Here is a 26,260-nt window from a genome sequence, read left to right on the forward strand (position 1 = left end):
CGATGGATGCATCACGAGAAGCAATGGTTCGCTCGCGGCAAAAGGCCATCCTGCCGCAACGGGCGTCCTTGCTGCTATTGCGGTTGTGACGGTGAGGGCGACAAAGGATTGGCGGGCGCAGGTTGCGTCTGGCCGGGTTGCACGCTTGGCGGCGCCGGGATGCGGTTGTCGATCAGGAGAATGCTCATGACCATGGCAATCAGAACCGCCAGCAACAGAAACCACGTGAGCCGCATTTTCGAAAATCTCCGGTCTATACCGCCCGCGTTGCGACGGTCATTCCAATTCTCTTTATAAGGGGAAGAGACTTGGGCACCGTTGCGATAAAAAAAAGGAATGTGGCGCCTTCTTTATTAACGGATATGTCGTCCCCGGACCATGACAAAGCCCTACCTCAAAATCATGACCGCTCCCGGCGGATCGCCGGTAAGGGGATCCGCGCGTCCGCATCTTCTTGTGCGTCGCAACAATGGTCGCCGCCGATTGCAGCCCTATATCAGAGGCAGACAGCAGCCGGATGGGACGGAATGCAGAGCGTATTGAAAGAAGGCGAAACGTGCTGGCGGATCGCCACCGCTGAGCGAATGTCGATCATCGTCGACGCTGCCGATTTTTTCCGCGCCGCCAAAAGCGCGATGACCAAGGCGAAACGGAGCATTTTCCTGATCGGCTGGGACTTTGACACCCGTATTCGGCTCGACCCCGAGGGCGACGGGACCGACGACTGGCCCGATCAGCTCGGCTCATTTCTCAACGCGCTCGCCCGCCGCAAGGAAGAAATCGACATCCGCATCCTCAAATGGGATGTCGGCTTGTTGAACTCGATCACCCGAGGCGAGACACCCTTCTACATGCTGCAATGGGTCTTCGACAAACGCATTCATCTGAAACTCGATGGCGCGCATCCCGCCATGTCGGCGCATCATATGAAGCTTCTCGTCATCGACGACCAGGTGGCATTTTGTGGCGGCATAGACATGACGGTCGGGCGATGGGACACCCGTGCGCATGCCGAAAAGGCGCCAGGCCGGCGTTCTCCGATGGGATTTGCGCAGGATCCATGGCACGATGCGACGACATGCCTTTCCGGCCCCGCGGCAGCTGCCCTTGGCGATGTTGCGCGCCGGCGGTGGATGCTGGCGACAGAGGAGGAACTCAATCCGACGACCTGCGACGGCGATCCCTGGCCGGACGGGCTCGACGTCGGGTTTCGCGACGTCAATATCGGCATTGCCCGAACAGCCCCCGAATATCGCGACCGCCGACAGATCGTCGAGATCGAGACCGCAAAACTCGCCATCATTGCGGCGGCAAAGAAGACGCTTTACGTCGAAAGCCAGTATTTTGCCTCCCGCCGCGTGGCGCAGGCCATGGCCGAAAGGCTCAGGGAAGAGGACGGGCCGGAGATCGTGCTGATCAATCCGCAGACCTGCGAGGGCTATCTCGAAGCAAAGGCGATGGACAGTGCCCGTATCCGCCTGATGAAACTGGTGCAGGATGCCGACCGTTTCGGGCGGTTCCGCCTGTACTATCCGGTCAACGACGCGGAAACGCCGATCTATGTTCATGCCAAGATGATGTTTGCCGATGATCGCGTCATCAAGATCGGATCGGCCAATCTCAACAATCGCTCTATGGGCTATGACACGGAATGCGACGTGGTGATCGCCGCGCAGGAGAGTCAGACCGTGCTGCGCGAAAAGATTATCGCCACGCGCGACGACCTGTTGGCGGAACATCTCGGCCGTTCGGCACGAGAGGTGCAGGACGCGATGACGGCGAATGGCGGTTCGATCATTGCAGCGATCGAGGCACTGAACCCATCATCCGGGCGACGGCTGGTGCCGGTTCCGATGCGCGACCTGACACCGGACGAGGAGCTGTTTGCCGAAAGCGACCTGGCCGATCCGGAGCGGCCGGCCGGAAAACGCTATCGCGCCTCACGTTTCCTGAAACGGCATTTCGGCCACAAGCTGAAGAAAGCGCTCTGAAGCGGGTAGCTCTTGCCGTCCACGCGGACGGTGATAGGATCAAACCGGTTTGATCTTGCGTTCGGCTTGGGAATTGCAATGCGCCCCATCCTTTATTCGCATCCGTTTTCTTCCTACTGTCAGAAAGTGCTGATCGCGCTTTATGAAAACAATACGGATTTCGAGACGCGCACGCTTGGCGAAGACGACGGCGCCTATGAGGAACTTGTTGCTCTCTGGCCGGTGAAGCGATTTCCGATGCTGAAGGACGGCGGAAACGTCGTCCACGAGGCCACGACCATCATCGAATACCTGCAGGTGCATCATCCTGGGCCCGTTCGACTGATCCCCGGTGATGACGCTTTTGCCGTTACGGTCCGCATGCTTGACCGTTTCTTCGATAACTACATTTCCACGCCGCAGCAGAAAATCGTGTTCGACGCGTTGCGAGACCCGGATGTTCGCGATCCCTACGGCGTTCGCGAAGCACGCGACATGCTCGATGCCGCTTACGGCTGGCTGGATCGCCACATGGAAAGCCGGAACTGGGCGGCGGGCAACGTCTTTACGCTTGCCGACTGCGCGGCCGCGCCATCGCTGTTCTACGCTGACTGGTCCCATCCGCTTGGGGACCGCTTTGCCCATGTCACCGCCTATCGCGAGCGACTTCTGGCCCGGCCATCCTTTGCCCGCGCCGTCGATGAGGCACGACCTTACCGCAAAAATTTTCCGCTCGGCGCGCCCGACCGGGACTAGAACGTGGGCGGTGTGCAGGCGCTGATGACTTCGCATGGGACCGGACCGACACAGCGAAAACGATGCGGCCTGCGGCTTTCGAAATAATAGCAATCGCCGGGACCCAAAATGCGTCGCTCGTCCCCGACCGTGACTTCCAGCCGACCGCACAACACGATGCCGCCTTCCTCTCCCTCATGAACCAAGGGGACTTTTCCGGTATCGGCACCGGGCTGGTAGCACTCCTTGAGAATCTGTAGGCTGCGACCAAACAGGTTGTCGCCGACCTGTCTGTAGGAAATCGCACCCTTGCCGATCTCCACCAGGTCCTCGGCGGCGTAAAAAACCTGCCGCGACTGTTCAGGCTCGAAGGCGAAAAACTCGGCCATGCCGATCGGCAGCCCATCGAGGATCCGTTTGAGTGCCCCAACCGACGGATTTGCGGCATTGGATTCGATCAGCGAGATCGTCGAATTGGTCACCCCGACACGTTTCGCCAACGCGCGCTGGGAGAGATTGCGTGCCATGCGCAGCTGCCGCAGACGGCCTCCGATATCGAGCGACATGCGTTTCCCCGTTCTCGATGTTCGAAATATTGAAAATATCGCGCTGTTCGGCAATGAAACCGGCAGCTTGCAAGGTGTCAGAAAACGTCTTGTTCGGGAAGGGCAAACTGCCACACTTGCCCGTCATAACGGAGGCGGGCATGGACAATTTCAGCAACAGCAATAGCGTCAATCTCGAGAATTTCTGGATGCCGTTCACTGCCAATCGGCAGTTCAAGGCGGCTCCGCGGTTGCTGGCGGCTGCGGACGGCATGTATTACACCGATATCGACGGCAAGCGGGTCCTGGACGGCACCGCGGGCCTGTGGTGCTGTAATGCCGGCCACGGCCGCCGGAAGATCTCGCAGGCGGTGGAACGGCAGCTCGCCACCCTCGATTTCGCGCCGACCTTCCAGATGGGCCATCCCATTGCTTTCGATTTTGCCGAAAAGCTCGCGGAAAATGCGCCGGGTGGTCCCGCGGCGCAGCTAGATCGTGTTTTCTTCACCGGTTCCGGATCGGAATCTGTCGATACCGCCTTGAAGATCGCCATCGCCTATCAGCGCGCCATCGGCCAGGGCACCCGCACCCGGGTGATCGGGCGTGAGAAGGGCTACCACGGCGTGGGCTTCGGCGGCATTTCCGTAGGGGGCCTTGTCAACAACCGCCGTGTCTTTCCGCAGATCCCTGCCGATCACATGCGCCATACGCTGGATAGCGAGCGCAACGCATTCAGCAGGGGCCTGCCGGCGCACGGCGCGGAACTCGCGGACGATCTCGAGCGGCTGGTCGCGTTGCATGGAGCCGAAACCATTGCCGCCGTCATCGTCGAGCCCATGTCGGGTTCGGCCGGCGTCATCCTGCCGCCGAGGAATTATCTCGAAAGGCTGCGGACCATCGCCGATCGACACGGCATCCTGCTGATCTATGACGAGGTGATTACCGGCTTCGGCCGGCTCGGCACGCCCTTCGCGACAGATTACTTCGGCGTCGTGCCCGATCTCGTGACCACAGCCAAGGGCATTACCAATGGCACCATTCCGATGGGCGCCGTGTTTGCCCGCCGCACTGTCCATGACGCCCTGATGAGCGGTCCGGAAAACGCCATCGAACTGTTCCACGGCTACACCTATTCCGGCCATCCGGTGGCCTGCGCCGCGGGTCTGGCAACAATGGAAATCTACGCGGAGGAAGGGCTTTTGACCCGCGCCGCCGACCTGGCAGCAGATTGGGAAAACGCCCTGCATTCGCTCAAGGATGCGCCCCATGTCGTCGATATCCGCAATCTCGGCCTGGTGGGCGCGATTGAGCTCGCGCCGCAAGAGGGTGCAGCGGGAGCCCGCGCCTATGATGTGTTTGTCGATTGCTTCAACAGTGGGCTGCTGGTCCGCGTGACGGGCGACATCATAGCCCTGTCGCCGCCGCTGATTGTGGAGCGCGAGCAGATCGGCACGATCGTCTCGATCATCGGCGATGCGTTGCGGCGCGTGGCTTAAGCGCCGCCGCTGCAGACCGGATAGAGCCGCTATCGGCGTCACCTATGGTTTTCGCGGAAAACCCTGGACGGTTATGGCATCACGACCGCCCCTCGTCTAAGAATACCGCGAAACGCCTTATCGAAGTCCGAGGTCATGAACGATAACGTCATCAAATTCCGCCGGAAAGAAGCGCCGAAGCCACCGCGGCAGACACCGCCATGGATGCGCAAAGCATTGATTATTGGCGGTGCGGTCGCCGCCTTTGTAGCCGCTTTCGCCTATTTTTACGTGACCGGCGATCCGTCGAGCATGACCTCGGATCTCGCGCCCTTGCGGTAATCCGCCAGGTGACGCCGATTTGACCAACATTCCCCTGGTGCATCGTTGGTAACGCGTAAGGAAATTGCGGGTTATCTCGAGCGGCCGGCCCGCAGGCGAAAATCTTCCTCCATGCCGCCAGTTTCGATCGCAAAGGTCAGTCGACACCTGGCGCCGGAACGCGCCAGCACGTGGTCGATTCTGCCGTTCAATTGTCGTTCTACCAGCCGTTGGATCAGGCCGGCGCCTTGGCTCGGCAGGATGTTTTCGTGCACGGGCGGTCCGTCCAGTTCCGCCCAAAACAGGGTCAGTTCGTGATCCGCCAGCGACCAGGCGATCTCCACCCGGCCAGCCTTGACCGAAAGCGCGCCGTGCTTCAGCGCATTGGTCGCAAGTTCGTTGATGACGAGGCCGAGCGCGGTCGCTCGCATCGGCTGCAGCATCACGGTTGGACCGGTCAGCGAGAACGCCCGGCGCTCGGCCGTCATGTAGGGCTCCACTTCGATCTCGATCAGGCGGCGCAGATCGATGCTGGCATTATCCTTGGCCCCTCCGTCAAGCAGGTCATGAATCCGGGCAAGCGCACATATGCGCCCTGCCAGTTCGTCGCCGAGAGGGCGCGGCAGGGTCAGACGGGCAAGGCTCCGCACGCCCATATAGGCATTCTTGACGCGATGGCGCAGTTCGTCCCGCACGAGTTCGGCTTCGCAGACGGCCTGCGTCAACGCGGAGATCAGGCGGACGTTTTCAAGCGCCGTGGCGGCTGCGTCAGCCAGGGATTCAAGAAGCTCGATCTCGTCGTCGCTCGGGCGGTAGGTCGACGCCCAATAGGCGCCGATCGCCGCGATGGGGTCGTTACGGCGCACCGGCGTCATCAACACCGCCCGCACGAACGTATTCTCGTAAAGCTCGAAAGGAATACGCGGATCAAGCGCGATATCGGGAACGACGACGGTTTCGCGGTTGAGCATCGCCCAGCCGCTGATGCAGGCAGACATCGGGAATTTCTGCCCCTTCCACAAAGGACCGATCGCATCTTCCTCAAGGTAATGGCAAAGATCGCCCTCGCGACGGATGATTGCAATGCCCTCGCAACCCAGAAGGGCGCGCGCCGATGTGCGGACGGTTTCGACCACGTCGTCGACCGAGTTCGCACCGGCCAGACGGCCGATCGCCCGCGTCAGCTGTCCGAGAGGTGTGCATGCATGATTGCGATCGATGCCCTCGCCCATTGCTGGTCTCCCTGCCCGCCCGGTATAGGAAGCGGAAGGGTCGCACATCTGCGTCTATTAGCAAATCAAAACATTGCGTGATGCGTGCGGCCACCGGTATGAATGGTAAGCAGAGCCTTGCTGTCGGACTTGACCTCGCATATCTGCCGCGTTCTTGTTGCGCGACATGACGAAAGGATTCGGGAGGCCATGGCGATACAGCAACCATCCGAAAGGTTTCGGGCTCCCGTCATCGTGATGGGCGTCTCTGGAAGCGGCAAGAGTTCGGTCGGCATCCTTCTCGCCCGGATGCTCGACCTTCCCTATGTCGAAGGCGACGAACTGCATCCGAAAGCCAATGTAGAGAAAATGTCGAAAGGCATACCGCTGACGGACGAGGATCGCTGGCCGTGGCTGGATCTCATTGGCGAGCGATTGGCGCAAGGCGCTGCCGACGGTATCGTCATCACTTGCTCCGCCCTTAAGAAAAGCTACCGCGATCGATTGAGGGCCGCGGCCGGCGGTCGGCTGGCCTTCGTGTTTCTCGATGGAACGAAGGAATTGCTGGTCGACCGAATGGGGCACCGCACCGGCCATTTCATGCCGCTCAGCCTTCTGGACACGCAGCTGGCGACGCTGGAGCGGCCCGACAGGGAAGACCGCGTGGTGGTCGTTGATATCGACGCGACGCTCGAGACGATTGCTCAGGCTGCCGCCAAGGGCCTTGGCGCCCTGAATTGGGCGTGAAGTCGACACTGACCGGCGGTCGCTGCCGGTAATACGGCCCGTTCTGGAAGTTTATGTATGCCGTTTCGCTTCGTTCACACTGCCGATATCCACCTCGATTCGCCGTTGCGTTCGCTGGCGCTGCGAAACAGCGAACTTGCCGAACTGATCGGCAACGCGACCCGCAAGGCATTCGTCGCCATCGTCGATCTTTGTCTTGAAGAGCAGGTCAATGCACTGGTTATCGCCGGTGACCTTTACGACGGCGACCAGACATCGATGAAGACGGCACGGTTTCTCGCCGGGCAGATGGAGCGGCTGCATCAGGCCGGCATTGCCGTCTACACCATTCGTGGCAACCATGATGCGCTGTCGCGCATCACCCAGGAACTGATCTTGCCGCCGAGTGTAAAAATCTTCGGTGGGCGGGCGGAAGCCGTCGAACTCAAGGGCGATGGGCTGTCGGTTGCGATCCAAGGCCTGAGCTTTGCAAGACCCCAGGCGCCGGATCCGCTTTTGCCGAAATACCGGCCTCCGATCGCCGATGCGGTGAATATCGGCATCATGCATACCAGTCTCGCCGGCGCGCCCGGCCATGACGTATACGCGCCGTGCAGTGCCGCCGATCTGCACGCGGCCGGTTTCGATTACTGGGCGCTTGGCCACATTCACCAGCGCAGCCAGCATGTCGGTCCCCGCACGGTCATCATGCCGGGCATGCCGCAGGGCCGCGACATCAACGAGGCAGGGGAAAAGACCGTTTCGCTGGTCACGATTGCGGACGACCGCACGGTCACCGTGGAAGAACGGCTGACCAGCATCGCGCAATTCGAGCGCATCGGCGTCGATCTGACCGGGATCGACCAATGGCGCGATGCCGCCGCCGTCATAGAGGCGGCGCTTGCCACGCAGCGCGAGACAACTGCCTCCGCCCATCTTGTGGCGCGTCTTCGGCTGACGGGCGAAACATCGCTTTCCTTCCGGCTGCGGCGCGATATCGACCTGATGATGGCGGAGGCCGAGCAGCGCGCCGAACGGCTGGGCGATACCTGGATCGAAAAGCTGGAAATGGACGTGCGACCACCTGGCGTGACGCTGCAGACGACTGCCGACCCGGTGACGGAACTTGGCCAGTTGATTCGTGCGGAAGTCATTGCACGCGCCGGTTTTCGCGACGATATCACCGACATCGTACGCGACATGCTGGCCGACCTGCCGGCCGAAAGCCGCCACTTCGCCGGGGATGACGAAGCCGGCTTTGCCCGCTTCGTCGATAACCTTCTGGTGACGGGCGCCGACGACATTACCGCCCACCTGAGCGGTGCCGAACGGGACGATACCTGATGCGCCTCAACCGTCTGGACCTTACGCGTTACGGCAAGTTCACCGATCACGTGATCGATTTTGGCAAGGCCCAGCCCGGCCAGCCGGATCTGCATATCGTCTACGGACTGAACGAGGCCGGCAAATCCACCACGCTTGCGGCATATCTCGACCTTCTGTTCGGCATGCATCCGCAGACACCCTACAATTTCCTGCATCCCTATAGCGCAATGCGGATCGGCGCCCAGCTTGAGATCGACGGCGTGGCCCACGATCTGGCGCGGCTGAAGCAGCGAAACGGCAGCCTCATCGACGGTCGCGGTTCGCCGGTCAACGATGCACTGCTGGTCGGCGCGCTAGGCGGCGTGACACGGGACGCCTACCGGACGATGTTCTCGCTCGATGACACATCGCTCGAAGAAGGCGGCAACGCGATCATCCAGAGCAAGGGCGAATTGGGCGAACTGCTGTTTTCCGCCAGCTCCGGCCTTGCCGGCATCAGCAAGGCTCTGGCGGCGGCCGGCGAGGAAGCCGCCGGTCTGTACAAAAAGCGATCCTCGACCTCGAAGATGGCGGAACTGAAGCGCACGCTGGAGGCGCTGAAGACCGAGCGCAATGCGATCGACACGTTTGCGGCGGCCTATGCCAGCCTGAATGCCGGCCATGAACAGGCGAAATCAGCCTATGACGGCGCTGCCGTCGCGCTGGCCGCGGCTCGCACCCGCCACGCCGCCTTGACGCGGATCCTGACGGCATTGCCACTCTCCTTGCAGCTTGCCGGGCTCGATGCGGATCCCGCCAACGACACCGAATGGCAACGCCCGCCGGCGGAATGGTTCGTACTCCTGCCGCAGCTTGTCCGCGACGAGACCCGATTGCAGGCGCTGTTGCAGGAAAAGGATCGCGGCATCGAGCAGTTGCAGCGTGAGATCGACGCCATTGCCGAAGATGCGCAGGCGCAGCTGATTGCGCTCCAGGAGAAGACGCTGGTCGATGGTCTCGCCCGCTTTCGCGCGGCACAGGCGGATCTTCCCCGCCGCCGTCAATCGCTGGCCGAACAGGACGGCGCTTTGGCGCGCCTGCTCGCCGATCTCGAACGTCCGGCTGGTGACGATGCCGAAAGCCTGCTGCTGCCGGCCTCCACAACGGCAATCATTCGCGACCTGATCGAAAAACGTTCCGGTATCGATGCGCAGCTGACATCGGCGACACGCGAATTGAAGCGGAGCCGCGATGCGCTGGCGCGACTGCAGGATGCAGACGCCGCTCCCGGCGCGTCCTTCGAAGATATCGATGATGTGGCAATCGAGCGGCTTGAGGCGGCCCTTGGACGCCTGACCGGTTCCGATCTGCCGTCCCGGCTGTCGCTGGAGGAACGGGGCCGCACCCAGATGCGGCGCCGGCTGGAAAGCTGCGTCGCCGCGCTTGCGCCGTGGTCGGGCGATATGGCGTCGCTCGCCGCCATGCCGAGCGTCGATGCGCGCCAGATTGAGACGTGGCGCAGCCAGGCAATGGCCATCGAACGGCGGCTGAACGAACATCGCGGGCGCCTGCGCGAAACGGAGACCGAGCAGGTTTCCATGCAAGCGCGCCTTTCCGCCTTTCATGCTGGCGGCGCGATCGACGACGGCGAAGCGCAGGCTGCGCGCATCGCCCGCGACGCGGCGTGGCAGGCGCATCTGGCCGCCCTTGATGGCCGGACCGCGGCCCTGTTCGAAGAGGCGATGCACAAAGACGACGGCATTTCCGCCGGTCGCCTGGCGCGCGCGCATGACCTGGCGGAACTGCGGCAGCTGACGCGCAGAATAGCAGAAAACGACGCAGCCATCGCGCATCAGCGTCATCTGCTCGCCGAAGCGGAAGCGGAGCTGGCGGCACTCGCTGAAAGAATTGCCTCGCTTCTGCCCGAACAGGCCCTTGACGATCACGATGCGATGGCCCGCCTTGCGGCGCTCGAAATGTGGCTTGGCCGCCGAACGGAGGCGCTGTCAGCCTTCACGCAGCTGCAGCAGATCGAGGCGGATATCATCGACATTCGCGACGAACTGGACGCCATCAGCAACGCACTGCTGGCCGCGCTTGCCGAAGCTGGCGCGCACGGTCTTCAACAGTCGACGCCGACCGAGCTTGCCCGCAATGCGGCCGATTTCGTCGCCCGTATCCGCTCAGGCGCGCATACGAGGGCGGCGTTCGAAAAGACCGTGACCGAGGCGCAACGCGATATCGCCGAGCGCCAGCGTGACCACGATGACGCGCAGGCAGCCGCCGATGCATGGGAAACCGCGTGGCAGCAGGCCTTGTCGAAGACCTGGCTGACGGACCATGCGGATTCGGTCGTCGCAACTGGAAAAATTCTGTCCCTGCTGTCGAATCTTCCGGTCATCCTCAAGGACCGGGACGATCTTGCCCAGCGGATCGGGGCGATGGAGCGCGACCAGACGCAGTTTCGCGACGATATCGCCGCGCTGCTGCGCAAGCTGGACGATGACGGCATTGTCGATGACCCGATGATCATTGCCGGTCAGCTACTCGATCGGCTCAGCGTGGCGGCCCGCGAGCAACAGGCTCGCGCGGCACGACAGGAGACACTCGAAAAAATGCGGGCCGAGCGCAACGAACTGGCTGGCGAACTGGCCGTGCACGACGCGCAGAAAGCAAGAATCACCGCCTATTTCGGCACCGACACGCTGGCGGCCGTCGAAGTTTTTCTGGAACAGGCCAGAACGCGCGACCGGATCGAGACGCAAATCGCTGACCTCAAGGAGCAGATCGCTCGTAGCATGCAGGTGGCGCGTTTCGAAGACGCTGCAGAGATGCTGGCGGGTATCGATGCCGAGGCGACCGAGCGCGAAGCGGAGGAACTGTCCGCCCGGATCGGCGACCTGACCGACAGGACGCGCGAACTGTACGCCGAGATGACACGGGCGCGCGATAAGCTGGATGCCGTGGGTGGCGACGACGCGGTGGCACAGATCGAGGCGAGACGCCGCACTGTCCTGCTGGAGCTCGAGGATCACGCGACCCGCTATTTGACGCTGCGCACCGGGATTCTGGCGGCCGAACAGGCGCTGCATATCTATCGCGAGAAGCATCGCAGCTCGATGATGGTGAAAGCCTCCGACGCGTTCCGCCTGATTACCGGCGGCAATTATTCGGGCCTTGCCACCCAGGTGGATCGCGATCGCGAGATCCTGATCGGGGTGGCGCGCGACGGCAGTTCGAAGATCGCCGACACGATGTCGACCGGGACGCAGTTGCAGCTCTATCTGGCGCTTCGTCTTGCCGGTTACGAAGAGTTCGCAGCGGTGCGCCCTTCCGTGCCCTTCATCGCCGACGACATCATGGAAAGCTTCGACGATCCGCGCTCCGAAGAGGTTTTCCGTCTTCTCGGCGCGATGTCGAAGGTCGGTCAGGTGATCTATCTGACCCATCACCGGCACCTTTGCGACATCGCAAAATCCGTCGTGCCCGAAGTAAAGATCCACACACTGCCATGACCCCGTAGCGCCGCACGCAGCCGCGATCGACCGGCGGCCTGGAGCCTCCTTTCCGCCCATGAGACGCATCTTCCGGCCTGAAATGAACCGGCGATCGCCCGACGAAGCGTCGGCGTGTTCGTTCCGCGAAAACCCCTGCTGCGCAACGGTTTTTCCGCAAAGGCAGGTAAGAAAGAACAACCCGTGGCGGACGTTCCGTCACGTCAATTGGGATTTTTTTATGGACTTTTTCGGTATATCGTCCTAGATAGATCTCGTCTTCGACATTTTTTCGGCTTCGCGGAGCGGAAAACCCTCACGGCACGCGTGTGATTGCTACGGCCGACAATGGATATACGCGAAGTATAGTCCGTGTGTCGGCATCTATGCTGATCGATAAGACGCCGCGTGCAATACGATAGAATATAAAACTTGCGGAAAGTTTAGCATCGCTGCTCTTTCCGGAGGATTTATCAGCATAGGAGCATGCTCGCGCTATCGAGCCCGGGCCCATAAATGTATGGCTTTTACAACTGAAAATGACGTGTCGGCAGAGCCGGCTTCGACCAAGATCAGTATCAACAACGTCTACAAGATTTTCGGCGAGCGCCCCGACAAGGCGCTGGACATGGTCCGCGCCGGCAAGACGAAATCGGAAATTCACGCCCAGACCGGCTGTTCGGTCGGCGTCAACAATGCCACATTCGACATCAAGGCCGGCGAGATCTTCGTCATCATGGGCCTGTCGGGATCCGGCAAATCCACCCTTCTTCGCCTTTTGAACCGTCTGATCGAACCGACTTCGGGCTCTATCGAAATCGACGGCAAGGACATCACCAGAATGTCGCGCAAGGAGCTGATCGACGTGCGTCGCCGCGAGATCAGCATGGTGTTCCAGTCCTTTGCGCTTCTGCCGAACCGTACCGTTCTCAACAACGCCGCCTTCGGTCTTGAGGTCGCGGGCATTGGCGAGGCTGAGCGCAAGGAAAAGGCGATGGCTGCACTGAAGGCTGTCGGTCTCGACGGCTATGCCGACAGCATGCCGGATCAGCTTTCCGGCGGCATGAAGCAGCGTGTGGGCCTTGCCCGGGCACTTGCCAGCGAACCGACCGTGCTTCTGATGGACGAAGCGTTTTCCGCGCTCGACCCGCTGATTCGCACCGAAATGCAGGACGAACTGGTGCGTCTGCAGGCCGAGCATAGCCGCACGATCGTCTTCGTCAGCCACGACCTTGACGAGGCCATGCGCATCGGTGACCGTATCTGCATCATGCAGAACGGTAATGTCGTGCAGGTGGGCACGCCGGACGAAATCGTCATGAGCCCGGCCAATGACTATGTCCGTTCGTTCTTCCGCAATGTCGACGTCTCCCAGGTCTTCAAGGCCGGTGATGTTGCCCGCAAGACGCAGATCACCATCATCGAGCGTCAGGGCACGACGGCTGCGGCAGCCCTTGAGCGGATGAAGAATTTCGACCGCGAATACGCGATCATTCTTGGCCGCGACAAAACCTATCACGGCGTCGTCAGCCAGTCTTCGCTGGTCGAAAAGATGCGTGACAAGGTGGCCGACCCCTATCGCGGCGCCTTCCTCTCCGAGATCGAGCCGATCCCGTCGGACGAGTCACTGTCGAACGTGCTCGGCAAAGTGGCGGCCAGCCCATGGCCCGTTCCGGTCATCGACGAGAACAAGCGTTATGTCGGCTCCATCAGCAAATCCATGCTGCTCGAGACGCTCGATCGCGCCTCCTGATCGCTGCCGCGTCGCCTCTTCCTCTAACCGGCCCATAACCGGAGACAGACATGAATTTCGATATTGGTGACGGCATCGATACAGCCGTCAATTACGTCCTCGACAACTTTTCGCCAGCTCTGGATTTCATCGCCGCGATGATCGGTTTCGTGACAACCGGCATCCAGAACATCCTTGTCTCGATCCCGATGCCACTCGGCATCGCCATCTTCGTTGCCCTGTCGCTTTGGCGCGTCGGCCTCGGCTTCGGCATCCTCACCGGTATCGGTCTGTGGCTGGTCAGCCATATGGGCCTCTGGAGCCCGATGATGGAGACACTGGCACTGGTCATCGCCTCTACCCTGATGGCGATGCTCATCGGCCTGCCGCTCGGCATTGCCATGGCCCGCAAGGACTCCGTCGCCGCGATCGTGCGTCCGATCCTCGACCTGATGCAAACCATGCCGGCCTTCGTCTACCTGATCCCGGCGGCGATGTTCTTCGGTCTCGGCGCCGTGCCGGGCGCGATCGCCACCGTCATCTTCGCCATGCCGCCGGTCGTACGCCTGACCAATCTCGGCATCCGTCAGGTGCATGAGGAATTCATCGAGGCCGGCAACGCCTTTGGCTGCACGTCAGCGCAACTGCTGTTCAAGGTGCAACTGCCGAATGCCCTGCCCTCGATCATGGCCGGCATCAATCAGACGATCATGCTGTCGCTGTCGATGGTGGTGATTGCCTCGATGATCGGCGCCGGCGGCATCGGCAACACGGTTCTGACCGGCATCCAGCGCCTTGACGTCGGCACCGGTTTCGAAGGCGGCCTCGCCGTTGTCATCCTTGCGGTCATCCTCGACCGTATCACCCAAAGCCTCGGCCAGAAGGACGCCGCCTACAAAGCGCCGTTCTGGAAGGTGCTTTTCAGGAAGAACGAGCGCGGAGAACTGGCAACGGCCACCGCCTGAGCCAGACCTGCGCCACCATGCGGGTGCTGAACCCGCGATCACAAACCTCCCATAAGGAGAACGCATGTTGAAAACGCTTTTCACCGCAGGCGCCACGCGTCGTGCCACCCTGGGCGCAACCCTCGGCCTCGCTGCCGCTCTCGTTGCAGGTTCTGCCCTGCCGACGATCGCGCAGGAGACCAAGACGGTCAAGCTCGGTTATGCCGCCTGGTCCGACGCCGAATTCGTCACCAAGCTGGCCGCCAAGCTGATGACCGACAAGCTCGGCCAGAAGGTTGAACTGGTGCAGACCGACGTCGCGCCGCTTTATCAGGGTGTGAGCCGCGGCGATATCGATGCGATGATGATGGCCTGGCTGCCCCAGACGCATGCCGATTACTTCGACAAGGTGAAGAACCGCGTCGAGACGCTCGGCACCGTTTATGAAGGCGCCAAGCTCGGATGGGTCGTGCCGACCTACATCCCGGAAAGCGAGATTGCTTCGATCGAGGACCTGAAGAAGCCTGAGGTTCAGGAAAAGCTTGCCAAGACGATCCAGGGCATCGATCCGGGCGCTGGCCTGACGCGCCTTTCGCAGCAGGCTGTGAAGGACTACGACCTGAGCGACTACAAGCTGCAGATTTCCAGTGAAGCCGGCATGCTGACGACGGTTGACCGTGCGATGCGTGGCGAAAAGTGGTTCGTGGCAACCTCGTGGAGCCCCCACTGGATGTTCGGTAAATACAAGCTCCGCTACATCGCCGACCCGAAGAAGTCCTTGGGTGAAGCCGAGCATGTCGACGTTCTTGCCTCCAAGGATTTCAAGTCAGAGAACCCCAAGGCCGCGGCATTCCTGTCGCGCATGAAAGTGCCGCTCGATGACCTCGAAGCCGCGATGTTCAATGCACAGGAAACCTCCTACGACGAGGCTGTAGCCAAGTATATCGAGGATCATCCGGATCAGGTGAAAACCTGGGTCGGCGAACAAGGCTGAATTTGCCGTCTTTGATGGATTGACGAGGGCCTTGCCGGATCTGCGGCAAGGCCTATGCCATAAGACGCGACGGCTGTGGATGGGAGTGCTTGATGCCTCAGGACCGGAGCAAACCGCATTTTTCAGCCGACGACACGATCGGCGGCCGCATCTCGCTCGCCCGCGACGCGATCGATCTGACGCTCGACGAGGCGGCCGATTTCCTGATGGTGTCCGCCTGGACGTGGGCGTCCTGGGAAAACGATCGCGCAACGCCGCCTACCGACCGTCTGCCGCTGATGGCGCGGCTTCTCGAGGTCGGCCCGACATGGCTTCTGACCGGGTACGGCAGCGGGCCACGCTGGCCCTGATCGACGGACCGCAACGCCGCCGTTAACGCAAGCGCATCGCCGCCTCGCCGCCCCTCGGCTCTTACTCGCTTGAGAATTTGACCGTCACGCCGCGCTGGCGAAAATAGGCCTGCATCAATTTTCTGCCGGAACGGTTGTTCTGCACCAGCCGCGCCGGGTCGAACATGGCTTCCTTGGCGCCAGCGCGCGCAAGCGCTGCCTTGAGCGTGGCGATATGCTGGTCGAGATCGACATTGTCCGCCCGCAGGGATTCGTAGATGCGGTCCGTTGCGTCCGCGACTGTCGGTTCACTCACTGTCATACTCCGGCTGTGTCTCTGGTCTCTTGAGGTTGGTCTATTGGGCCGAAAAACGCGCCCGTCAACAGAAAAGGACCGGTTGCCACGGCGACTTGGTCTTGTGTTCATGCGAAGCGGAAAGCTTGAGGCACCGTTCGCGGGGTTATGCCGGGCCGATCTTTGCCTCGGCGAGAATGCTCAGCCCGCGCGCAAACTTGCTGGTGTCTCCGCCCACCTGTTGCATCTGCCAGAGATTGTCGCTGAGATCGGCGTGCTTGACGCCTGCGGCCAACGGGTTCTTGATGGAGCGACGAACGAAATCGAAATACTCCTCCTGCGGACGGATGCTCATGGCATCGACGGCGTCGATTACGGGTTGCGAAAAGCCTTCTTCACCAAGCCGCGCCAACGTCCAGCCGGGACCCTTTTCGACCACGTCGTGCAGCCAGGCAACAATGGCCGCCTCCTCGCCGCTCACCCGTTCGGCGACGCGGCGAACGTGATCGATGAAAGGACCGCCGGTCTTGCTCGACTGGCCGCTATGCGCCTCGTGGGCAATTTCCTGCGCTCTTTTCAGGGCCTGTTGCGTTGACAGTGGCATGGCCGGGTTCCCTTCCTGGCTTAAGGTCCAGCGGGATCCATTTCACTCTCACGGGCCAGAATCAATCCTGATAATCATCTTGAAATGCAATAGTTGGCATGCTAACTAATCGACATACATTGTTAGCGCGCTAATTATCAGTTGACCAAATGAAAAACACCGAAGCACAATCCGAGTTTCTTGAAGCCCTGACCAAGGCCAGCCGCAAGATCCGCACCGCGTTCAACCAGCGCGTCACGGCGCATGGGTTGACCTATCCGAGGGCCCGCGCGCTGTGGCGCCTGGCAGAAAAACCGGACATGGCGCAGACGGAACTCGCGTTCGAACTGGAGCTGGAACAGGCCACGACCGTACGTCTGCTCGACCGGATGGAGGAGAATGGACTGATCGAGCGCCGGCCCTCCCAACATGACCGCCGCGTGAAGCGGATTGCGCTCACCAGCCATGGCGAGGAACAGGCCACCATGGTCCGTTCGATCGCAGACCAGATGCGTCAGGAAGTGTTTGCCGATATCGATAAGGACGATCTGCGCGAGTTGACCAAAGTGCTACAGTCCCTGAGCGGTCGCGTTGCCGACCTGGAGAACCTGAATGTCTCCGCGTAAAGCCGCTACGCCTCAGCCCAGCGAGGAGATCGGCGGCGGCGTTTCGGCGTCCCCGGAGCCTGACACGCAGAGTGACACGAGCGGGCACAAGGACGGGGACACCCGCATGGAAAATTCGTCCCGCCAGGACGAAGAAGATGAGGCCGTAAAATTGCCTGGTTCAGCGCCGGCACCCTCTGCCGTGCCGGCACCGCCCGCCTTCGTCCCCAAACCGCCCCTGATCGCCCTCGGCTATATGCTGGCCTCCCTCATCGTGGCACTGACACAGGGGCTCGGCCTCTCCTTTCTGACGGTCAACCTTCAGCAGGTCGCCGGCCCGCTCGGGGTCACGACCAACGAGGCGGCATGGCTGATGGCCGCTTATGTATTCCCGAATGCGAGCCTCGGCCTGTTTCTCTTCAAGATCCGGGCGCAATACGGGATCCGCAATTTCGCGGAGATCGCCATTGTCATTTACGTGCTGGTATCGATCGCACACCTGTGGGCGAACGATTTCACCTCGGCGATGATCCTGCGGTTTTTTGCCGGGGCTGCGGCGGCGCCGCTGTCGTCGCTCGCCTTTCTCTACATGATCGAAGTGTTCCCGCCGCAGCAGAAGCTCACCATCGGCCAGGCGCTGGCGCTGACGGCGATCGCGCTTCCGACACCGGTGGCCGGGCTGCTTTCGCCGGGCCTGCTCGATCTTGGAGATTGGGCGACGTTCAACATGCTGGAACTTGGCTTGTCGTTGATCTCGCTCGCTTTCATCTACCTCCTGCCGCTTACAGCCGCGCCGCGGATGAAGGTGATGCAGTGGATGGACTATGTCAGCTTCACCTTCCTTGCCATCTCAATGGGCTGTTTTGCCGCTGCATTGACGCTCGGCCGTCTCTACTGGTGGACCGAAGCGCCCTGGCTGGGCTGGATGATGGCGGTCGGCGTGGCCTCCGGCATGATCTGCGCGGTCATCGAGCTGAACCGTCGCAATCATCTGATCGATATCCGCTGGATCACGTCGCGGGAAATCATCCATTTTGCCGGCATTCTGCTTCTGTTCCGCATTCTCCTGTCGGAACAGTCGAGCGGTGCCATCAACATGCTGCGCCAGCTCGGTCTGCTGAATGATCAGTTGCAGGGCCTTTACTGGGTCATCCTTCTGGGATCGCTTGGCGCCGGCGCTTTCTGCGCCTGGCTTTCGCGGCCCGGACGGGCGGAGATCATCCATGCGACCTCGCTTCTGCTCTTGGCCATCGGCAGCTACATGGACAGTCACTCGACCGTGCTGACCCGACCCGAACAGATGTATTTCAGCCAGTTCCTGGTCAGCTTCGCCATGGGATTGTTCCTGCCGCCGGCAATGGCAGTCGGCTTTGCAGCGGCGCTGCAGCGCGGGCTGGTCTACATCCTGAGCTTTCTGGCGGTGTTCCTCGCCACCCAGAAGGTTGGCGGCTATCTCGGCAGCGCGCTGTTCGGTTCTTTCGTGACCTGGCGCGAGCAGTTCCACTCGTTCCGCATCATTTCACGGCTCAACCCGACCGACCCCATGCTGACGGCGCGATTGCAGCAATATGGTGCCGCCTTCGCCAGGGTGACGCAGGACGGCAATCTGCGCAGCATTCAGGGCGCAAGCCAGCTGTCCAAACTGATCCAGAGCCAGGCTTATGTGCTCGCTTATAACGACGCCTTCCTGATGACGTCGATCATGGCGCTTATCGCGCTTGCCTGTCTGTGTGTGCACATGGCGTGGCGACACCGCCCCCTGTTCCTGAAGCCACGTTCGGCCGCAACGCCCGTGGCCGTCAATTCCTGATTTCAAAGACAACCACCTCAAGAAGAACAAGACAATGAACGCCCTTCGCTCTCTTGCCACCTATGTGGCGCTTCTGACCGGTGCCGCCGGCATTCTGGTGATCCTCTATACCTGGCAGCTGCCGCCCTTCCACAACTCGGTCCAGACGACCAGCGACGCTTATGTGCGTGGCCAGGTCACCCTGCTCAGCCCGCAACTGGCAGGCTATCTCGTCGAGGTGCCGGTCCAGGATTATCAGAAGGTCAAAGCCGGCGACCTGATTGCCCGCATCGACGACCGCATCTTCACCCAAAAGCTGGAACAGGCGAAGGCGACGCAGGCGCAGGCGGAAGCCGCGCTCGACAATTCGCAACAGAGCCAGAAGACGGCCGAGGCAAAGATCGTTTCCGCCAAGGCGGCCGTTGAAAGCGCCCAGGCCGCGCTCAATGCCGCCCGCCTTGCCAACGACCGCACCACAGCGCTTCTGGAAAAGAACATCGCCACCCAGAGCGAGTCGGAAAGGAACCGCGCAACCTATAACCAGGCGGTCGCCGCCGTGCATCAGGCGCAAGCGGCAGAACAGGTGGCACAACAGGATCTCAACACCGTCATCGTCAGCCGTCGATCGCTGGAAGCAACCGTCGAAGGTGCGAGAGCCGCAGTCGAACTGGCCAGGATCGACCTGCAGAATACCCGCATCACCGCGCCGCAGGATGGGACGCTCGGCGAGGTCGCGGGCCGCCTCGGTCAATATGTTTCGGCCGGCACGCAACTGACCTCGATCGTTCCCGATCACACCTGGGTCGTGGCCAATTTCAAGGAAACACAGCTGGCCGGAATGGCTGTAGGCCAGAAGGTGGCGTTCACCGTCGACGCGCTTGGTCACCGCAGCTTTACCGGCCATATCGAACGGTTTGCGCCGGCGACCGGCTCGGAATTCACCATCATCAAGGCTGACAACGCTACCGGCAACTTTACCAAGGTCGCGCAGCGCGTCCCGGTGCGCGTGGCGATCGATGCCGGGCAGTCCCTGTCGGAGAAACTCGTGCCCGGCATGTCGGTGATCGCCAGTGTCGATGTGGCGCAGGGCAGCACCGACATGGCGAGCGCTGCGAAGAACTGATCCACCACCGCAAGAAAGAGCCCCGCATCGGTTAACCGGTGCGGGGCTCGTTCATTTGTTCACGCGTCAGTGCGTGGCATGTGGCGCGCCGCCTTTGCGGGCCGGATCGCGGGTATGGTGGCTATCGCGCTCGCCGCCACCGCCCGAGACTTTGCTCCTGGCGCGGACCTCGCCGTCGGCCGGTGGCTTGTTGATCTCAAGCGGCGCCTTGGCGTTCTGCTTGGACGAGCCCGGACCGCCCTGACGGATACTGGCTGGCGTTTTGGTCGATGTGCTCATCGTGGCCTCCTCTTCCTTTCGTCCTATCGGTCCTGCTGGTAACCCTGGTGGGTCGTGTTCACCTTGGTATTGCCCTGCTGGCCCTGCTTTGCCGGATTGCCGACGGATTTGGCCTCGACGGTTCTGACATCGGAATGGCTTTGCTCACCTGCGCCCTTGTGGCTCAGGTTGTCGACGGGTGTCGGGGGAAGTTTGCTACCCATTGGGGGTCTCCTTCTTCTCACGCTAACAGGAAACCTAATCAACGCCCGGCGTAGATGTTCCAATAAAAAACGGGGCCGGACTGGACTGTCCGACCCCGCCTTGAGAATGTATCCGTCGTCTGCCCGCTCAGGCGGCACGGTTCCGGTATGCCGCTCCGGGTGCTCCCTGGTTCATGTCGAAGCGAGACAGCAGCGCCGAGAGCCGGGCGCTCTCATCGGCCAGTCCGGCGCCGGCCGCGTTCATTTCCTCGACCATGGCGGCATTCTGCTGGGTCACCTGATCCATGTGGTTGACCGACGTGTTGATCTCGGTAAGGCCCGATGCCTGTTCGCGGGCGCCAACGGCGATGGCATCCATATGCTGATTGATCGAGGACACGAGATCGGCGATCTCCTTGAGGCCGTTGCCAGTATCGTTGACCAGCGTCACACCCTGCATGACGGCTGCCTCCGAATTGCCGACCAGCGTCTTGATCTCCTTGGCGGCGTTGGCGGAGCGCTGGGCAAGCTCGCGCACTTCCTGGGCGACGACAGCAAAGCCCTTTCCGGCTTCCCCGGCGCGCGCAGCCTCGACACCGGCATTGAGCGCGAGAAGATTGGTCTGGAACGCGATGTCGTTGATGACACCGATGATCTGGCCGATCTGGACGGAAGCCGCCTCGATCTTGCCCATCGCATCGATGGCATTCGCAACCACGGAACTCGACGTGCCGGCCCGCGTGCTGGCGTGACGGACCATTTCGCGCGCTTCGGCGGCCCGTTCCGAGGTCTGCTTGACGTTGGTGGTGACCTCCTCCAGCGCGGCGGCCGTCTCTTCAAGCGACGCGGCCTGCTGTTCGGTGCGCTTTGCGAGCTGGTCGGAGGCCGTCGAAATCTCGCCGCTGCCGCTGCGAACCGTCAGAGCTGACTTGGCTACCCCTTCCAGCGCTTCGCGCAGATGGCGGACCGAGCTGTTGAAGTCGTGACGCAGGGCTTCGAACTGCTGTGAGAACACTTCGTTGATCTCACACAGAAGATCGCCGGCTGCCAGACGCCGCAGGCCGGTGGCAAGACCGGATGTTGCCTGTGTCAGCCGCGCTTCGGCCTCGCTTTCGGCACGTTTCTGGAATGCGACGCGCTCGGCCTCGGCCGCTTCGCGGGACCGGACGGCATCGGCTTCCAGTTCGCGGTTGTGCAGCGATGCTTCGCGGAACACTTCGACCGCACGCGCCATATCGCCGATCTCATCCTTGCGAGCGGCACCGGCAATGGTGACAGACAGATCGCCGGCGGCCAGCTTGCGCATTGCGCCGGTCAGCGCGGTGATCGGATTGGCGATACGGAAGATGATGGTGGAGAATCCGACCACCGACAGTGCCAGCGCGACGAGCGTGGCAGCGCCATAGACGAGGATGGACCGGAGCGAGGCTGCGGCATTGGCGGCCGTCAGGGCCGTCATCTCCTTCAGCGATGCGGATGCAATGTCAGCAAGCGAGGCCTGCGCCGGTGCAGCCGGCTTGCGCCAATCATCGACATTCATGGCGAATGGCTGGCCGGCCTGGAACTGCTTGATGGCGGCTGCCTTCTGCTCGGCATAGGCGCCGGAAAAATAGGTGTTCTGCGCGACCCTGTGCAGATCGCGGATCGCGGCCGGCGTGGTGTCGCTTGCTACGATCTGCGAGATCACGTCCCAGGCCAGAAAGACGCGCGCATCCTGCACGGCGAGTTCGGCAAGCTTGTCGGCCGCGAGCGGCTGTTTGGAGATGATCGCGCCAATGATGGAGGAATTGGCAGCGCCGAGTTGCGTGCGAGAGGTCCAGGCCAGCGAGCGCAGCTGGGTAAACATGATCATTGCCGGGCCGCGGGCATTGATCACCGCCTCGACCTGATAGGATGCCTTTTCGAGATCAGCCAGCATCTGGTCGGCCAGGGTGAGCGCGCCCTTGGCAATGGCGGCATCGCGGTCCTTGACCGGCATGGCGAGCGCTGCGTCCACTTTGCTGCGCATATCCAGCCATTTCGTGTAACCGTCGAGGATCGGCCCGAGCCCCGCTTTCAGGCTCGCCGGCTCGACCGTATCGATCACCGCCCCGGCAGCCTTGAAGCCGGCATCGAGATCGCGGCGCCCGTCATCGATATTCTTACGGGTCGAGGCCATGTCGGCCGGTTCAAGCTTGGCGGCCGAACTGATGGCGCCGCGCTCGCCACGCAGACCCAGAAGGGCATCAAACAGCGCCTTGTCGAGCGATGCGAGATGCGCAAGCTGGCTGGAAACGCGTTGCGTCTCGATCTGCCGCAGCAATTGCTGGGCCATGAGGCCCATGACGGTGAGGCTGAGAACCGCGAAAACAGCGACCAGCAGATTGCGAACCGAAAGTTTCATGACAATGTCCCCAAGGGGACCGGCGCACAGTACCCGTGATCTGGGCCGATCCGATATCCATCGCGAACCGTTGTCGATCCGCCTTGAAGATCAATGTTCAATATTGACTAAATTTCCGCTAATCTACGCTCCACACAAAGATATAAATTCGATTTCTTTTTGTGCGACGCAGCATTTTTACTGCGGCGCCGAAGTATAAATGATTGTCGGATAACGGCTTGCTAGGGAGAACGGAAGCTCGGAGATGATCAGCCGGTAGAACCGCCAAACCGCCGCAGCGCTTCCTGAAACAGGTCGGCATCGACATTCCCACCCGATGCAATGGCGATCAAGGTGTCGGCCGCGATCGCCTCGGGCCGAAAAAGCGCTGCAGCGAGCGCCACCGCCGAACCCGGTTCGATGACGATTTTCAGTCGCAGGAAGGCAAGGGCCATGGCCTGCATAGCTTCGTCATCACTGACGATGAGGCCCGAGCCGCACAGGCGCTGCATCACCGGCAGAGTGATTTCGCCCGGCGACGGGCTGAGCACCGCGTCGCAGATTGATCCGGTCATACCGGCATTGTGCTCGATCCGACCGGAAACCAAAGAGCGTGCCGTATCGTCGAACCCTTCCGGTTCTACCGTGCGTACCGTGAACCCCGGCGCGACCGCTTCCAGCGCCAGTGCAACGCCGGAACTCAATCCGCCGCCGCCGCAGGGCACGAGAACCTCCGCCACGGCAATGCCCATGTCACGCGCCTGTTCGGCGATCTCAAGCCCGACCGTGCCCTGTCCGGCAATCACCTGCGGATCATCGAACGGGCGCACCAGCGTCAACCCCCGGTCGCTCACGTAATGTTGCGCGATCTCGTCGCGATTCTGCGTGGCACGATCGTAGAGCACCACATCGGCACCATAGGCGCGAGTATTGTCGATCTTGATGCGGGGTGCATTCGATGGCATGACGATCACGGCCGGTATGCCATGCATGCGGGCGGCAAGCGCCACCCCTTGCGCATGATTTCCCGAAGAGAAGGCGATCACGCCCTTGTGGCGGGCCTCCTTGTCGAGCGCTGAAATCGCAGACCAGGCCCCGCGAAACTTGAACGATCCCGTCTGCTGCAGGCATTCGGCCTTCACGAAGAGACGCCGTCCGGCAATTTCGTCCAGAAAGGGCGAGGATAGAAGCGGCGTGCGGACGGCATGGTTGCCCATCCTGTCTCTCGCCGCGTGGATCATTGCGATGTCAGTCATGGGTACCCGGAAAATTTCACTGAGCGACAGACGGCCGAACGATTGTCATCGCCAGGCTACGGTATGCAAGCACCGCAGTACACTGTGGGGCCTCGCCCTTGCGCTGGCAAGCGGGAAATCAACCCTGACGGGAGAGATTAGGCGATCCGGTGATAGCCACGTTTGAAATAAACCAGCGCCTCGTCCTCCGCCGCGCCGATGCGCATGCCCAGAACCTGGCAGAAGAGAACGTGATGCGTGCCACTGGCGACCGCATTTTCGATACGGCAATCAAAGGACACCAGGGCATCCTTCAGCACCGGGGCGCCACTATCGTCCGCCGTCCAGTCGCCGGCTGCAAACCGGTCGTCCTGAGGCGTTGCGCCCCCGAATGCGCGCGACAGCGCCTCATGCCGGGCCGAAAGCGTGTTGACGCACAAAACCTGGTTTTCCTCGAACAGGCCGGCGACCGAGCTTGCGCGGTTGAGGCAGACGAGAAGCGTCGGCGGTGTATCGGTAACGCTGGTGACGGCGGAGGCCGTAAAACCGGCGCGTCCGGCGGGGCCATCGGTGGTAACCACATGCACGGCCGCCGCAAGTCGGGACATCGCATCGCGAAAAGCCAGTCTTGCCGTCTCTTCATCCTCCTGCAGCGTCATTCCAACTCCAAATTCCGTTACACACGCGAAAATCCCGCGTGGCGAAGCGAGAAGGCGATCTGTCGCGCCCGTGTCATACCTACCGCCCACGGCGAAAAGCGCAATAGACCGACTGAGACCCGGGCAGGTTTTCACGCTTGGCCGTCGTCATCCGTCAAACGGCGGCAAACGGCGGCCGCTGCTGACGCATCGACGACGTCACGCCGGCCCGAAAACCGACCAGCCGGTGCGCGCGGCCAGCATTTCCAGCGCCAGCGAACCCAGCAGCGAATTGCCGTTGTGATTGAGCCCCGGCGACCAGACCGTGACGGCCGCCTTTCCCGGTGCAACGGCTAAAATCCCTCCGCCGACACCGCTCTTGCCCGGCAGACCGACGCGATAGGCGAACTCGCCGGAACCGTCATAATGGCCGCAGGTCAGCATCAGCGCATTGATGCGTCGTGCCCGCTGGCTGGATACGACCGAAAGACCCGTCAGCGGATTCGTGCCTCCGGCGGCAAGAAACAGGCCGGCATGGGCAAGCTGGGTGCAGGTCATGGCCAGCGCGCAGTGATGGAAATAGACGCCGAGGACATGGTCGACCGGGTGGGTAAGTTTGCCGAACGCGCGCATGAAATTGGCAAGCGCCGCATTGCGGAAACCGGTCGCTTCCTCCGATCTTGCCACTGCCGGATCGATGACGATGGTGTCGTCATCGGCCAGATAGCGGACGAAACGAACAATCTCCCCGATCGCCTCGCGCGGCGTGTGACCGGCAAGAACCAGATCGCTGACGGCGATCGCCCCAGCATTGATGAAAGGGTTGCGCGGTTTCCCGCCTTCGTTTTCGAGCTGGACGATGGAGTTGAAGGCAGAACCCGACGGTTCGCGGCCCACACGGTTCCAAGTGGTCTCGCCGTGCTTGCCGAGCGCCATCGTGAGAGTGAACACTTTGGAAATGCTCTGGATCGAAAAGGGCTCGTCGCTATCGCCGACCCTGTGGACGGCACCATCGACGGTAATTAGCGACATGCCGAATTTCTGCGGGTCGATATGGGCAAGATGAGGAATGTAATCGGCGACCCGGCCCTCTCCCAGACGCGGGGAAAGCTCGGCATGGATGTCATTGAGGATGGCCTGCAGATCCGCCATGAAACGCGTCCCTTCGTGAACCCGTGCGGCCAAGATCGGCCAAGCATAGGATGCCGTTATTGGCCGATCGCCGGCGGTTGCGCAACCGGGTTGGCGCTGATCCGCGGCGCGACGCACCCGAGGCACGGTTATTGTTGCAAGGGGCCGAGGCTGTGTAAAAACGCAATCCTGATGTAGAATCATCTTCGTCGATCGGAGGTGGCAATGTCAGGCTATATCGAAGGCATCAGTCGCGA

At 61.6% G+C, this 26,260-nt stretch carries 24 protein-coding genes; 14 read left to right on the forward strand and 10 right to left on the reverse strand.

Features of this window, described 5'->3' with window-relative positions:
* Positions 1-527 precede the first annotated feature (527 nt).
* Together ACQKKX_RS20300 and ACQKKX_RS20305 are read left to right on the forward strand one after the other, a co-directional pair.
* Positions 528-1,991: a phospholipase D-like domain-containing protein gene (locus ACQKKX_RS20300; protein ID WP_427573396.1), complete on the forward strand. Its 1,464-nt coding sequence runs from the start codon at positions 528-530 to the stop codon at positions 1,989-1,991.
* A 78-nt stretch (positions 1,992-2,069) separates the two neighbouring features.
* Positions 2,070-2,726: a glutathione S-transferase family protein gene (locus ACQKKX_RS20305; RefSeq protein WP_427573399.1), complete on the forward strand. Its 657-nt coding sequence runs from the start codon at positions 2,070-2,072 to the stop codon at positions 2,724-2,726.
* Here the strand turns inward: ACQKKX_RS20305 and ACQKKX_RS20310 are convergent.
* On the reverse strand, positions 2,723-3,271 hold the full coding sequence (locus tag ACQKKX_RS20310; protein WP_427573401.1) for a cupin domain-containing protein: 549 nt from the start codon (positions 3,269-3,271) through the stop codon (positions 2,723-2,725). The two genes, ACQKKX_RS20305 and ACQKKX_RS20310, sit on opposite strands and share 4 nt — an antisense overlap.
* Before the next feature lie 140 nt (positions 3,272-3,411).
* Here ACQKKX_RS20310 and ACQKKX_RS20315 point away from each other — a divergent pair, with 140 nt between their 5' ends.
* Together ACQKKX_RS20315 and ACQKKX_RS20320 are read left to right on the forward strand one after the other, a co-directional pair.
* Positions 3,412-4,746 carry an aspartate aminotransferase family protein gene (locus tag ACQKKX_RS20315; RefSeq protein WP_427573403.1) on the forward strand — a complete coding sequence of 445 codons (1,335 nt, stop codon included), beginning with the start codon at positions 3,412-3,414 and terminating at the stop codon, positions 4,744-4,746.
* A 135-nt stretch (positions 4,747-4,881) separates the two neighbouring features.
* Positions 4,882-5,067, forward strand: coding sequence for a hypothetical protein (locus tag ACQKKX_RS20320; RefSeq protein WP_427573405.1), 186 nt, complete (start codon positions 4,882-4,884; stop codon positions 5,065-5,067).
* A 71-nt stretch (positions 5,068-5,138) separates the two neighbouring features.
* On the opposite strand, the gene ACQKKX_RS20325 is transcribed toward ACQKKX_RS20320, so the two are convergent.
* Positions 5,139-6,278 (reverse strand): sensor histidine kinase, encoded by a 1,140-nt coding sequence (locus tag ACQKKX_RS20325; RefSeq protein WP_427573407.1) that lies wholly within the window; start codon positions 6,276-6,278, stop codon positions 5,139-5,141.
* A gap of 189 nt (positions 6,279-6,467) precedes the next feature.
* On the opposite strand from ACQKKX_RS20325, the gene ACQKKX_RS20330 reads away from it, so the two are divergent.
* From ACQKKX_RS20330 to ACQKKX_RS20360, 7 genes are all read left to right on the forward strand, one after another.
* Complete coding sequence (locus ACQKKX_RS20330) at positions 6,468-7,004, forward strand: gluconokinase (protein WP_427573409.1); 537 nt, start codon at positions 6,468-6,470, stop codon at positions 7,002-7,004.
* A gap of 57 nt (positions 7,005-7,061) precedes the next feature.
* Positions 7,062-8,327 (forward strand): metallophosphoesterase family protein, encoded by a 1,266-nt coding sequence (locus ACQKKX_RS20335; protein ID WP_427573412.1) that lies wholly within the window; start codon positions 7,062-7,064, stop codon positions 8,325-8,327.
* Positions 8,327-11,803 (forward strand): AAA family ATPase, encoded by a 3,477-nt coding sequence (locus ACQKKX_RS20340; protein ID WP_427573415.1) that lies wholly within the window; start codon positions 8,327-8,329, stop codon positions 11,801-11,803. The genes ACQKKX_RS20335 and ACQKKX_RS20340 overlap by 1 nt, the downstream gene beginning before the upstream one ends.
* A gap of 499 nt (positions 11,804-12,302) precedes the next feature.
* A complete protein-coding gene (gene proV, locus ACQKKX_RS20345) occupies positions 12,303-13,535 on the forward strand; it encodes a glycine betaine/L-proline ABC transporter ATP-binding protein ProV (protein ID WP_427573417.1) in 1,233 nt (410 codons plus the stop codon).
* 50 nt (positions 13,536-13,585) lie between these two features.
* Positions 13,586-14,479, forward strand: a complete 894-nt coding sequence (locus ACQKKX_RS20350; RefSeq protein ID WP_427573420.1) for an ABC transporter permease — start codon at positions 13,586-13,588, stop codon at positions 14,477-14,479.
* 64 nt (positions 14,480-14,543) lie between these two features.
* Positions 14,544-15,452 (forward strand): glycine betaine ABC transporter substrate-binding protein, encoded by a 909-nt coding sequence (locus ACQKKX_RS20355; protein ID WP_427573422.1) that lies wholly within the window; start codon positions 14,544-14,546, stop codon positions 15,450-15,452.
* A 92-nt stretch (positions 15,453-15,544) separates the two neighbouring features.
* Entirely contained in the window at positions 15,545-15,802 is a 258-nt protein-coding gene (locus ACQKKX_RS20360; protein WP_427573425.1) for a helix-turn-helix domain-containing protein, read from the forward strand.
* A gap of 61 nt (positions 15,803-15,863) precedes the next feature.
* Here ACQKKX_RS20360 and ACQKKX_RS20365 read toward each other — a convergent pair whose 3' ends face one another.
* Together ACQKKX_RS20365 and ACQKKX_RS20370 are read right to left on the reverse strand one after the other, a co-directional pair.
* On the reverse strand, positions 15,864-16,097 hold the full coding sequence (locus ACQKKX_RS20365) for a hypothetical protein (RefSeq protein WP_427573427.1): 234 nt from the start codon (positions 16,095-16,097) through the stop codon (positions 15,864-15,866).
* Between the two features lie 145 nt (positions 16,098-16,242).
* Entirely contained in the window at positions 16,243-16,680 is a 438-nt protein-coding gene (locus tag ACQKKX_RS20370) for an HD domain-containing protein (RefSeq protein ID WP_427573429.1), read from the reverse strand.
* Positions 16,681-16,829: 149 nt separating this feature from the next.
* On the opposite strand from ACQKKX_RS20370, the gene ACQKKX_RS20375 reads away from it, so the two are divergent.
* From ACQKKX_RS20375 to ACQKKX_RS20385, 3 genes are read left to right on the forward strand one after another with little or no spacing between them, the layout of a single operon-like run.
* A complete protein-coding gene (locus ACQKKX_RS20375; RefSeq protein ID WP_427573432.1) occupies positions 16,830-17,285 on the forward strand; it encodes a MarR family winged helix-turn-helix transcriptional regulator in 456 nt (151 codons plus the stop codon).
* Positions 17,272-19,074, forward strand: a complete 1,803-nt coding sequence (locus ACQKKX_RS20380; protein WP_427573435.1) for an MFS transporter — start codon at positions 17,272-17,274, stop codon at positions 19,072-19,074. The genes ACQKKX_RS20375 and ACQKKX_RS20380 overlap by 14 nt, the downstream gene beginning before the upstream one ends.
* Positions 19,075-19,108: 34 nt before the next feature.
* Positions 19,109-20,176, forward strand: coding sequence for an HlyD family secretion protein (locus ACQKKX_RS20385; protein WP_427573437.1), 1,068 nt, complete (start codon positions 19,109-19,111; stop codon positions 20,174-20,176).
* Between the two features lie 66 nt (positions 20,177-20,242).
* On the opposite strand, the gene ACQKKX_RS20390 is transcribed toward ACQKKX_RS20385, so the two are convergent.
* The 6 genes from ACQKKX_RS20390 to ACQKKX_RS20415 form a co-directional block, all read right to left on the reverse strand.
* A complete protein-coding gene (locus ACQKKX_RS20390) occupies positions 20,243-20,455 on the reverse strand; it encodes a hypothetical protein (RefSeq protein ID WP_427573440.1) in 213 nt (70 codons plus the stop codon).
* A gap of 23 nt (positions 20,456-20,478) precedes the next feature.
* Positions 20,479-20,658 (reverse strand): hypothetical protein, encoded by a 180-nt coding sequence (locus tag ACQKKX_RS20395; RefSeq protein WP_427573442.1) that lies wholly within the window; start codon positions 20,656-20,658, stop codon positions 20,479-20,481.
* 127 nt (positions 20,659-20,785) lie between these two features.
* Positions 20,786-23,020, reverse strand: a complete 2,235-nt coding sequence (locus ACQKKX_RS20400) for a methyl-accepting chemotaxis protein (RefSeq protein WP_427573445.1) — start codon at positions 23,018-23,020, stop codon at positions 20,786-20,788.
* Positions 23,021-23,268: 248 nt separating this feature from the next.
* Complete coding sequence (locus tag ACQKKX_RS20405) at positions 23,269-24,255, reverse strand: threonine ammonia-lyase (protein ID WP_427573448.1); 987 nt, start codon at positions 24,253-24,255, stop codon at positions 23,269-23,271.
* Positions 24,256-24,392: 137 nt separating this feature from the next.
* Entirely contained in the window at positions 24,393-24,893 is a 501-nt protein-coding gene (locus ACQKKX_RS20410; protein ID WP_427573450.1) for a flavin reductase, read from the reverse strand.
* Between the two features lie 198 nt (positions 24,894-25,091).
* The gene (locus tag ACQKKX_RS20415) at positions 25,092-26,024 is read right to left on the reverse strand and encodes a glutaminase (protein ID WP_427573452.1); all 933 of its coding nucleotides are present in this window, start codon (positions 26,022-26,024) and stop codon (positions 25,092-25,094) included.
* Positions 26,025-26,260 lie beyond the last annotated feature (236 nt).

The organism is Neorhizobium sp. NPDC001467 (assembly GCF_050275975.1).
GTDB lineage: Bacteria > Pseudomonadota > Alphaproteobacteria > Rhizobiales > Rhizobiaceae > Neorhizobium.

What these genes read in the sequence shown, in the direction of transcription:
- ACQKKX_RS20305 (WP_427573399.1), top strand. Translation starts at nt 2,070, where the DNA reads ATGCGCCCCATCCTTTATTCGCATCCGTTTTCTTCCTACTGTCAGAAA.
- ACQKKX_RS20315 (WP_427573403.1), top strand. Translation starts at nt 3,412, where the DNA reads ATGGACAATTTCAGCAACAGCAATAGCGTCAATCTCGAGAATTTCTGG.
- ACQKKX_RS20330 (WP_427573409.1), top strand. Translation starts at nt 6,468, where the DNA reads ATGGCGATACAGCAACCATCCGAAAGGTTTCGGGCTCCCGTCATCGTG.
- ACQKKX_RS20395 (WP_427573442.1), bottom strand. Translation starts at nt 20,658, where the DNA reads ATGGGTAGCAAACTTCCCCCGACACCCGTCGACAACCTGAGCCACAAG.
- ACQKKX_RS20410 (WP_427573450.1), bottom strand. Translation starts at nt 24,893, where the DNA reads ATGACGCTGCAGGAGGATGAAGAGACGGCAAGACTGGCTTTTCGCGAT.
- ACQKKX_RS20300 (WP_427573396.1), top strand. Translation starts at nt 528, where the DNA reads ATGCAGAGCGTATTGAAAGAAGGCGAAACGTGCTGGCGGATCGCCACC.
- ACQKKX_RS20405 (WP_427573448.1), bottom strand. Translation starts at nt 24,255, where the DNA reads ATGACTGACATCGCAATGATCCACGCGGCGAGAGACAGGATGGGCAAC.
- ACQKKX_RS20325 (WP_427573407.1), bottom strand. Translation starts at nt 6,278, where the DNA reads ATGGGCGAGGGCATCGATCGCAATCATGCATGCACACCTCTCGGACAG.
- ACQKKX_RS20335 (WP_427573412.1), top strand. Translation starts at nt 7,062, where the DNA reads ATGCCGTTTCGCTTCGTTCACACTGCCGATATCCACCTCGATTCGCCG.
- ACQKKX_RS20355 (WP_427573422.1), top strand. Translation starts at nt 14,544, where the DNA reads ATGTTGAAAACGCTTTTCACCGCAGGCGCCACGCGTCGTGCCACCCTG.
- ACQKKX_RS20350 (WP_427573420.1), top strand. Translation starts at nt 13,586, where the DNA reads ATGAATTTCGATATTGGTGACGGCATCGATACAGCCGTCAATTACGTC.
- ACQKKX_RS20415 (WP_427573452.1), bottom strand. Translation starts at nt 26,024, where the DNA reads ATGGCGGATCTGCAGGCCATCCTCAATGACATCCATGCCGAGCTTTCC.
- ACQKKX_RS20375 (WP_427573432.1), top strand. Translation starts at nt 16,830, where the DNA reads ATGAAAAACACCGAAGCACAATCCGAGTTTCTTGAAGCCCTGACCAAG.
- ACQKKX_RS20320 (WP_427573405.1), top strand. Translation starts at nt 4,882, where the DNA reads ATGAACGATAACGTCATCAAATTCCGCCGGAAAGAAGCGCCGAAGCCA.
- ACQKKX_RS20380 (WP_427573435.1), top strand. Translation starts at nt 17,272, where the DNA reads ATGTCTCCGCGTAAAGCCGCTACGCCTCAGCCCAGCGAGGAGATCGGC.
- ACQKKX_RS20385 (WP_427573437.1), top strand. Translation starts at nt 19,109, where the DNA reads ATGAACGCCCTTCGCTCTCTTGCCACCTATGTGGCGCTTCTGACCGGT.
- ACQKKX_RS20340 (WP_427573415.1), top strand. Translation starts at nt 8,327, where the DNA reads ATGCGCCTCAACCGTCTGGACCTTACGCGTTACGGCAAGTTCACCGAT.
- ACQKKX_RS20370 (WP_427573429.1), bottom strand. Translation starts at nt 16,680, where the DNA reads ATGCCACTGTCAACGCAACAGGCCCTGAAAAGAGCGCAGGAAATTGCC.
- ACQKKX_RS20310 (WP_427573401.1), bottom strand. Translation starts at nt 3,271, where the DNA reads ATGTCGCTCGATATCGGAGGCCGTCTGCGGCAGCTGCGCATGGCACGC.
- proV (WP_427573417.1), top strand. Translation starts at nt 12,303, where the DNA reads ATGGCTTTTACAACTGAAAATGACGTGTCGGCAGAGCCGGCTTCGACC.
- ACQKKX_RS20360 (WP_427573425.1), top strand. Translation starts at nt 15,545, where the DNA reads ATGCCTCAGGACCGGAGCAAACCGCATTTTTCAGCCGACGACACGATC.
- ACQKKX_RS20390 (WP_427573440.1), bottom strand. Translation starts at nt 20,455, where the DNA reads ATGAGCACATCGACCAAAACGCCAGCCAGTATCCGTCAGGGCGGTCCG.
- ACQKKX_RS20400 (WP_427573445.1), bottom strand. Translation starts at nt 23,020, where the DNA reads ATGAAACTTTCGGTTCGCAATCTGCTGGTCGCTGTTTTCGCGGTTCTC.